Origin of the sequence: Streptomyces lacrimifluminis (assembly GCF_014646095.1) — a bacterium.
In the GTDB taxonomy this organism is placed as follows: Bacteria; Actinomycetota; Actinomycetes; order Streptomycetales; family Streptomycetaceae; genus Streptomyces; species Streptomyces lacrimifluminis.
On sequence record NZ_BMMU01000073.1, the window covers coordinates 1 to 8,569 of the forward strand.

The following is an 8,569-nucleotide window of genomic DNA, read 5'->3' on the forward strand; positions in this document are numbered from 1 at the left end:
GCGCTCCCGCCGGTGGCGGGCTCCTCGGCGCCGGTGCCGCGCCGCGCGGTCAGGTCGGTTCGGGCCAGGGGGCGCGGGCCGCGCTGCCCGGCCGGGACGCGGGCGGTCGCCCGGGTGGACAGGGCGGAGCGCCGCGTGGACCGCAGGGTCCCGGTGCTCCGCAGCAGCAGGGCGGCAGGCCGGCTCCGGCCGGTGCCGGTGCGGGCGGCTTCGGCGGCCAGGCGCCGGGTGCTCCGCAGGGTCTCCAGGCCGCCGGCGGCTTCGGTGACGGCTCCGGCGCGCGCCAGGGCCAGGACGCCTTCGGCAACAACGCCGGACGTCAGGGTCAGGACGCCTTCGGCGGCTCGCGTGGCCCCGTACCGCCGCCGCGCGGGGAGGGACAGGGCGGCGGGCGCCGTCCGCAGCTCCCGCCGCGCGGTGGTTCGACGCGTCCGGAGCTGCCCGGTGGCAACGCGCCGTCGCGTCCGAGCTGGAGCGACGAGAACGCGCAGCCTCCGGTGCCGCGTGCCTCGCTGGACACCCCGCGCGGTCACGAGGAGCCGGACTCCACTTCACGGATGCCCCGCATCGACGACCGGCACGGCCCGGCCGCGACGTCGGAGATGCCGGCGGTTCCCCGCCTCGACGATCTCCAGAACCCGGGCGTCACCTCCGAGTTCGCCCGTCCCGACTTCAACGCCCCGCGTCCCGGCGGCCCTTCGGACACCGGCCAGTTCCCGATGCCCGGCTACAACGGCTCCGGCGACACCAACGGCCAGCAGAGCAACGGGTCGTACGTTCGCTCGGACGTCTTCGGCACCCCGCCCAGCGGACCGCCGAGTCCGCAGAACCCGCAGAACAACGGGCAGTTCGCGCCGTCGTCGTACGACAACGGTTCGACGGGCCAGTTCTCCGCGCCGAACGGGTACGACTCCGGTTCGACCGGCCAGTTCCCCGCGCCCTCCGGCTTCGACGGCCGGGGCCCGGTGCCCCGTCGTCAGCAGGACCCGTCGTCCACCGGCCAGTTCGAGCGCCCCCAGCCGGGCGCGGGCCGTGGTCCCGCCGACTTCGGCGGCTCCCGTCCGCCCATCCCGCCGCGCCCGCCGCAGCCGGAGGCACTGCCGCCGGCGAGCGGGCCGGGTGACGGGCGGACGCCGCTGTACGACACCCTGGAGACCAACTGGTTCCACGGGCAGGGTCAGCAGGAGCAGCAGCAGCCGTCCAACGGCAGCAGCAACGGGAACGGAAACGGCAACGGCAACGGTTCGGCGCCCTCGCAGCCGTCCTCGGTGCCTGCTCCCCCGCGTCCGGCGACCGCGCCGGCCGCGACCGGCTCCTGGCGCACCTCGCCGAACGACGAGCTGGTCCGGCAGGCCGAGCGGGTTCGCCAGCCGGCCGCCGGTGGCGTCACTACTTCCGGCCTTCCGCGCCGGGTCCCGCGTGCGAACCTCGTACCGGGTACGGCTCAGCAGCAACAGCACCAAAGCGGTCCGGCGGTCTCGCGTGCGCCCGATGACGTGCGCGGCCGGCTGACCAATCTCCGTAGGGGCATCGCCCAGGGTCGACAGGCCGGTACCGGCTCCGACCAGACGGGCAGCTTCCCCAGCCCCACTCACCAGCAGGAGCGATAGTTGAGCCAGATGAGCCAGGCGGCACAGAACCTCAACTGGTTGATAACCAACTTCGTGGACAACACCCCCGGTGTGTCCCACACCGTCGTCGTGTCCGCCGACGGCCTCCTTCTGGCCATGTCGGAGGGCTTCCCCCGGGATCGCGCCGACCAGCTCGCCGCCGTCGCCTCCGGGCTCACGTCGCTCACCGCGGGTGCCTCGCGCATCTTCGAGGGCGGCACGGTGGCCCAGACGGTGGTCGAGATGGAGCGGGGCTTCCTCTTCCTCATGTCCGTCTCGGACGGATCGTCACTGGCGGTCCTCTCCCACCCCGAGTGCGACATCGGCCTTGTCGGCTACGAGATGGCACTTCTGGTCGACCGGGCGGGCGCAGTGCTCACTCCCGACCTGCGTGCCGAACTTCAGGGCAGTCTGCTCCACTGACCGCTCCGGATCCACCCGCCTCACCAAAACACCGTCCGGCCGCCACATCTCCCCCACCGGCCCTGTCAGACGGCACGACTGACCGACGCTGTCCCGCCCGGAGGATTCATGACCCCGCCCACCGCCTCTCATGATCCGTACGCTCATACGTACGAGGACGAGGGCGACCAGCCGCTGGTAAGGCCGTACGCCATGACCGGCGGCCGGACCCGGCCGCGCTACCAGCTCGCCATCGAGGCGTTGATCAGCACGACGGCCGACCCGGCTCAGCTGATGGGTCTGCTGCCCGAGCACCAGCGCATCTGCCACCTGTGCCGCGAGGTCAAGTCGGTGGCCGAGGTGTCGGCTCTCCTGGCCATGCCCCTCGGTGTGGCCCGCATCCTCGTCGCGGACCTCGCCGAGGCCGGACTGGTCGCCATCCACCAGCCGGGCGGCGACGAGAACAACGGCGGTGCACCAGCGGTGACACTGCTCGAAAGGGTGCTCAGTGGACTTCGCAAGCTCTGACGGGGGCCGGACCACCACCTCCGCGAAGATCGTGGTCGCGGGTGGGTTCGGCGTGGGCAAGACCACGTTCGTGGGCGCCGTCTCGGAGATCAACCCGCTGCGTACCGAGGCCGTCATGACGTCGGCCTCGGCGGGTATCGACGACCTCACCCACACCGGGGACAAGACCACCACCACGGTGGCCATGGACTTCGGCCGTATCACCCTGGACCAGGACCTGATCCTGTACCTCTTCGGTACTCCGGGTCAGGACCGTTTCTGGTTCATGTGGGACGACCTGGTGCGCGGCGCGATCGGTGCGGTGGTCCTGGTGGACACCCGTCGGCTCGCGGACTGTTTTCCCGCGGTCGACTACTTCGAGAACAGCGGCCTGCCCTTCGTCATCGCCCTCAACGGCTTCGACGGGCACCAGCCGTACAACCCCGAAGAGGTGCGCGAGGCGCTCCAGATCGGCCCGGACGCTCCGATCATCACGACGGACGCCCGGCACCGCTCGGATGCGAAGAGTGCGCTGATCACGCTGGTCGAGCACGCGCTCATGGCGCGCCTGCGGTAGCTAAATCGAAGATTCCCTACGGCAGTTGTCGTAGATACACCGGAGCCGGCTGTGGCCTTTGACACGGTCGGCCCCGGTGTTCATAACGTTTCGACAGAGATATCTGGTGGTATGGCCACGCGTCGCGGTCGCCCGGTCTCGCTGCGCTCACATAGGCCCCGTCTTTTGACGGGGCTCGTTCTTTATGACCGTTTTATCTGGGGCTTACCCGGCTGGGGATCTTCGCATTCCGACGTTTGGAAGAGCGAAGGCCTACGTGCTGGAATGCCTGAACTGCCTAATAGTCAAAGACGTACCCCTGTGGAGGGTCTTTGACTTACCGGCTCTGAGAGACTGCGGCACAACGTTGGTGCCTTCCGCCGAGAGGTTGTTGGTCGAGTGAGGCGAAGCAAGAACGGTCCCGAGCCGTCGGCACGGGGCAACTTCACCCCGCCGCCGCGCGGAGCGGCGCCCAGCCCTGTGCCCGGCTCGGAGCCGATGGCGCCACCCGCCCCGAGCGGCAGCCGATTCTCCCCGCGCAACTGGCGCGTGCCGACCAGGCTGAACGCGATCCTGCTCATACCCGTGGTGGTCGGCCTCGTCATGGGCGGCTTCCAGGTGAAGAGCTCGATCGACACCTGGCAGGAGGCCGAGGACGCGGAGCGGACCGCGCGCGTCGTGCAGGCCGCCCTGGTCTACGGTGACGCCCTCTTCCAGGAGCGCGACATCACCGCGGCGCCCCTGCTCCAGGGCAAGGGCGAGGACGACGAGACGGTCGTCAAGGCCCGCGCCGCCACCGACAAGGCAGCCGACGCGTTCGACATCGCCGTGCAGAGCATCCCGGACAAGCCGAGCGTCCAGCGCCGGCTGGAGCTGTTCCGCGAGGTCGAGCCGCAGCTGGAGGCGATCCGCGCGGCGGCGTACACCTCCAAGCTCACCGGTGTGCAGTCCGAGGAGAGCTACACCGCGATCACGCACACCCTGATGGAGTTCTCCAACGAGCTGGGCCTGGGCACGGGCAACATCACCAGCTACGGCCGGACCGTGTACGCCATCTCGCTCACCAAGGCCTCCGTGTCGCTGGAGCGTGCCATCGGCATGCACCTGCTGATCAAGCCCGGCCCCGGCGAGGGCAACTTCCAGAGCCAGCGCATCGCCCTCTCCTCGTACGCGTACCTGGAGCGGATCGCCATCGCGGAGTACATCGCGGGCGGTACCGAGCAGGACGCCAAGAAGCTCGAGGACGCGACGGCCCAGGTCACGGCCGACGGCAAGGCGATGGCCGAGCAGGCCGCCCAGGCCGCCGCGGCCAAGGGCGAGACGTATGTCCCGCCGCCCGGCGACCCCACCCAGATGATCTCGGCGATCGCCGCCCTCCGAACGACCGACGCCAGTGACCGTGCCGAGCTCGCGGCGGAAGGCATCACGCCCCAGAACTGGTGGGCGGTCAACACACTGAAGTACAACGCGTACCTCAAGCTGGAGTCGGACCTCTCCAAGGGCGCGGTCAACGAGGCGTCCAGCATCTCCGACGACGCCAAGCGCGACGCGTTCATCGTGGGCGCGGCCGTCGTGGTCGCCCTGCTCGCCGCGTTCATCCTGGCCGGCATGGTGGCCCGCCAGATGAGCCGCGCGATGCGCCAGCTGCGCAACGCCGCCTTCGGCATCGCCGAGCAGCGCCTGCCGATGCTGGTCGACCAGCTCTCGCGCACCGACCCCGGTCGCGTCGACACCCGTGTCGCCGCCATCCCCATCAACACCACGGACGAGATCGGCGAGGTCGCCCGCGCCTTCGACCAGGTCCACCGCGAGGCGGTCCGGCTGGCCGCCGAGCAGGCACTGCTCCGGGGCAACATCAACGCGATCTTCACCAACCTGTCGCGCCGCAACCAGTCCCTGATCGAGGGCCAGCTGACCCTGATCACCGACCTGGAGAACAACGAGGCCGACCCGGACCAGCTGGAGAACCTCTTCCGCCTGGACCACCTCGCGACCCGTATGCGCCGCAACGGCGAGAACCTCCTGGTCCTCGCCGGCGAGGAGCCGGGCCGGCGCTGGGACCAGCCGGTTCCGCTGGTCGACGTGCTGCGCGCCGCCTCCTCCGAGGTGGAGCAGTACGAGCGCGTCGAGCTGTCGGGCGTACCGGAGGCCGAGATCCACGGCCGCGCGGTCACCGACCTCGTGCACCTGCTCGCCGAGCTGCTGGAGAACGCGACGACGTTCTCCTCCCCGCAGACCAAGGTCCGCGTCACCGCGACCCGTCTGCCCGACGGCCGCATCATGGTCGAGATCCACGACAAGGGCATCGGCCTCACCGCCGAGGACTTCGCGGACATCAACCACAAGCTGGCCAACCCGCCGACCGTGGACGCCGCGATCTCCCAGCGCATGGGCCTGTTCGTGGTCGGCCGGCTGTCCGACCGGCACGGCATCCGCGTCCAGCTCCGCCCCTCGGGCGAGCAGGCCGGTACGACCTCGCTGGTCATGCTCCCGGACGCCATCACCCACGGTGGCGGTGGCGAGCAGCAGATGCAGCGCGACGAGTTCACCGTCTCGCAGATCATCCCCGAGCAGCAGCAACAGCAGCAGTACGTCGGCGAGAACTTCCAGGCCGCCCAGATGCAGCCGATGCGTACGGCGGCCGAGCTCGGCTTCGACGACAGCCGCTACACCGAGGTCCCGGACGACATCCGCGAGCTGGACCCGGTGGGCCGCTCCCTGATGCGTGAGGAGCGCCGGGCGCAGCTGGAGGCCCAGGCACTCCCCGAGTCGGGCCCGCAGGATCCCAACGAGGTCCCCGCGTACGGCGACGACTTCAGCGCGCCGAACGGCCAGGCCCCGGCCCTTGAGGAGCCCTTCGCGGGCTACGACCAGCAGACGGCGTACGAGGAGCGGCAGCAGCCGTCGTACGAGGAGCCGTACTTCAACGGGAACAACGGCTTCCCGCAGACGGACGACTTCCCGGCGACCGGCAGCGAGTACCCGTCGACGAACGGCGGCTACCCGTCCTCGAACGGCAACGGCGGCTACCCGGAGCCCGCGTACACGGAGCCCGTCCAGGAAGAGCCCGCCCCGGCACACGCCTCCGCCCCGGAGAGCTTCTCGGCCTTCGAGGAGCGGCGGTACCAGGATGACTGGCCGCAGCAGGACGGTTACCAGAACGGCCACAGCTCCGAGTACGCTCCGGAAACCGAATCCACGCAGGCCGCTGACGTGAGTGAGCGGAATCACGTAGGCTTCGAGCGTCCGGGACCGGCGCCCTCCGCCGCCCACGCGCTGACCGATGCCGGGCTCCCCCGCCGTGGATCCACCACGAGCGGCACCAGCAACGGCACCTCCCGGCAGCATGTGGGCCAGGAGACACCGGCTCCCGCCCCCGCGGAGCAGAACGGCAACGCGAACGGGAACGGGAACGGCACGGGTCCCGACGACTGGCGCTCGGCCAACGACGAGCGCTGGCAGCAGGCCTCACAGCTCCGCAAGCCCAAGGCGGGCGGGGTGACCTCGTCCGGCCTGCCGCGCCGGGTACCGAAGGCCAACCTGATCGAGGGTGCCGCGGAAGCGACCGCCCAGGGCGGCCCGTCGGTCTCCCGCGCCCCCGAGGACATCCGGGGCAGGTTGAGCAACCTGCGCCGGGGCGTCCAGCGGGGTCGCACCGCAGGTAGTGAGACGAACGGCCAGGCCACCAGGAATCACCACGGTGGGCCTGACAGCACCTACAACCAGGAGCGTTAGTGTGAGTCCGATGAGCCAGGCGGCGCAGAACCTGAACTGGTTGATCACCAATTTCGTGGACAACACCCCCGGGGTGTCACACACGGTGGTGGTCTCCGCCGACGGACTCCTTCTGGCGATGTCCGAAGGCTTTCCGCGAGACCGTGCGGACCAGCTCGCCGCTGTCGCCTCCGGTCTGACCTCTCTCACCGCGGGTGCCTCGCGCATTTTCGAGGGCGGGAGCGTGAACCAGACGGTTGTGGAGATGGAGCGGGGTTTCCTGTTCATCATGTCCGTTTCCGACGGTTCCTCCCTCGCGGTGCTCGCACATCCGGAGGCCGACATCGGTCTTATTGGGTACGAGATGGCACTTTTGGTCGACCGCGCCGGTACGGTCCTGACACCCGATCTGCGTGCGGAGCTCCAAGGGAGCATTCTCAACTAACAGTCAGACGGTGCGTTTTGGCGTTCCGGGGCGGTAGGTTTCGGACGCGGCTCCACAGTGATGCGGTGCCCGGCACAGTCGGAGGAGGAGAAAGTGGCAACACCCCCAGGCGGTTCGCCCTCGGGCAATTGGTCGTACGGCCCTGGCCAGGGTCAGGGCCAGGGTGACCAGAACCGGTACAACTTCCCCTCCGCACCGAGCCACCGTCGGCAGCAGCCGTACGCGCCCCAGAACCCGCAGGGTCCCGGGCCGTCGCCGTACGACCAGCCGCCGGCGCCGCGCATCCAGCCCGTGCAGCCGCATCGCCGTTCTTCGGAGCCGTCGCCCGCCGGGGGTGCGAGCAATCCCCTGGTGCGTCCGTACGCCATGACCGGCGGCCGGACCCGCCCCCGTTACCAGCTCGCCATCGAGGCGCTGGTGCACACCACTGCGCAGCCGCATCAGATGCAGGGCCAGTTGCCCGAGCATCAGCGAATCTGCAACCTCTGCCGAGAGATCAAGTCGGTGGCCGAAATCTCGGCGTTGCTGACCATCCCCCTCGGCGTGGCCAGGATCCTCGTCGCCGACTTGGCGGAGGCAGGCCTGGTCGCCATCCATCAGCCCGGCGGCGACGAAAGCGCCGGCGGGCAGCCAGACGTGACTTTGCTCGAAAGGGTGCTCAGTGGACTTCGCAAGCTCTAGCGGAGGGCCTTCCCGCTCCACCACGTCCGCGAAAATCGTGGTGGCTGGCGGCTTCGGCGTGGGCAAGACCACGTTCGTCGGGGCCGTCTCGGAGATCAATCCGCTGCGTACCGAGGCCGTGATGACGTCCGCGTCCGCGGGCATCGACGACCTGACGCACACCGGGGACAAGACGACGACGACCGTCGCCATGGACTTCGGCCGTATCACCCTGGACCAGGACCTGATCCTGTACCTGTTCGGTACGCCCGGCCAGGACCGCTTCTGGTTCATGTGGGACGACCTGGTGCGTGGCGCGATCGGTGCGATCGTTCTCGTGGACACGCGGCGTCTTGCGGACTGCTTCCCGGCGGTCGACTACTTCGAGAACAGCGGTCTGCCGTTCGTGATCGCGTTGAACGGGTTCGACGGAAGTCAGCCGTACAACCCGGACGAGGTGCGGGAGGCTCTGCAGATCGGGCCCGACACTCCGATCATCACGACGGACGCTCGTCACCGTGCGGATGCCAAGTCGGCGCTCATCACTCTCGTGGAGCACGCGCTGATGGCTCGCCTGCGGTAGTGGATGGTACGTGCGGCCACTGGGCTGCCCCGGACGGTTGTACGCCGTCTGCGGCGGCCCAGTGGCTTGTTCGCGCCCCCCCTGCGGCATGA

7 protein-coding genes and 1 pseudogene are annotated in these 8,569 nt (G+C 69.7%); all 8 read left to right on the top strand.

Annotated elements, in window-relative coordinates; all coding sequences use genetic code 11:
* Positions 1-1,610, top strand: a pseudogene (locus IEY89_RS39505) (nitrate- and nitrite sensing domain-containing protein); the annotation flags it as partial.
* A gap of 9 nt (positions 1,611-1,619) precedes the next feature.
* Positions 1,620-2,033, top strand: a complete 414-nt coding sequence (locus IEY89_RS39510; RefSeq protein WP_010984127.1) for a roadblock/LC7 domain-containing protein — start codon at positions 1,620-1,622, stop codon at positions 2,031-2,033.
* Positions 2,034-2,141: 108 nt separating this feature from the next.
* Positions 2,142-2,540 carry a DUF742 domain-containing protein gene (locus IEY89_RS39515; RefSeq protein WP_006375303.1) on the top strand — a complete coding sequence of 133 codons (399 nt, stop codon included), beginning with the start codon at positions 2,142-2,144 and terminating at the stop codon, positions 2,538-2,540.
* Positions 2,521-3,096 (top strand): GTP-binding protein, encoded by a 576-nt coding sequence (locus tag IEY89_RS39520; protein WP_189152353.1) that lies wholly within the window; start codon positions 2,521-2,523, stop codon positions 3,094-3,096. The genes IEY89_RS39515 and IEY89_RS39520 overlap by 20 nt, the downstream gene beginning before the upstream one ends.
* A gap of 378 nt (positions 3,097-3,474) precedes the next feature.
* Positions 3,475-6,810: a sensor histidine kinase gene (locus tag IEY89_RS39525; RefSeq protein ID WP_189152354.1), complete on the top strand. Its 3,336-nt coding sequence runs from the start codon at positions 3,475-3,477 to the stop codon at positions 6,808-6,810.
* A gap of 10 nt (positions 6,811-6,820) precedes the next feature.
* Positions 6,821-7,234: a roadblock/LC7 domain-containing protein gene (locus IEY89_RS39530; RefSeq protein ID WP_189152357.1), complete on the top strand. Its 414-nt coding sequence runs from the start codon at positions 6,821-6,823 to the stop codon at positions 7,232-7,234.
* 93 nt (positions 7,235-7,327) lie between these two features.
* Complete coding sequence (locus IEY89_RS39535; RefSeq protein WP_189152355.1) at positions 7,328-7,915, top strand: DUF742 domain-containing protein; 588 nt, start codon at positions 7,328-7,330, stop codon at positions 7,913-7,915.
* Positions 7,896-8,477, top strand: a complete 582-nt coding sequence (locus IEY89_RS39540; RefSeq protein WP_006375305.1) for a GTP-binding protein — start codon at positions 7,896-7,898, stop codon at positions 8,475-8,477. Before IEY89_RS39535 ends, IEY89_RS39540 begins: the two co-directional genes overlap by 20 nt.
* Positions 8,478-8,569 lie beyond the last annotated feature (92 nt).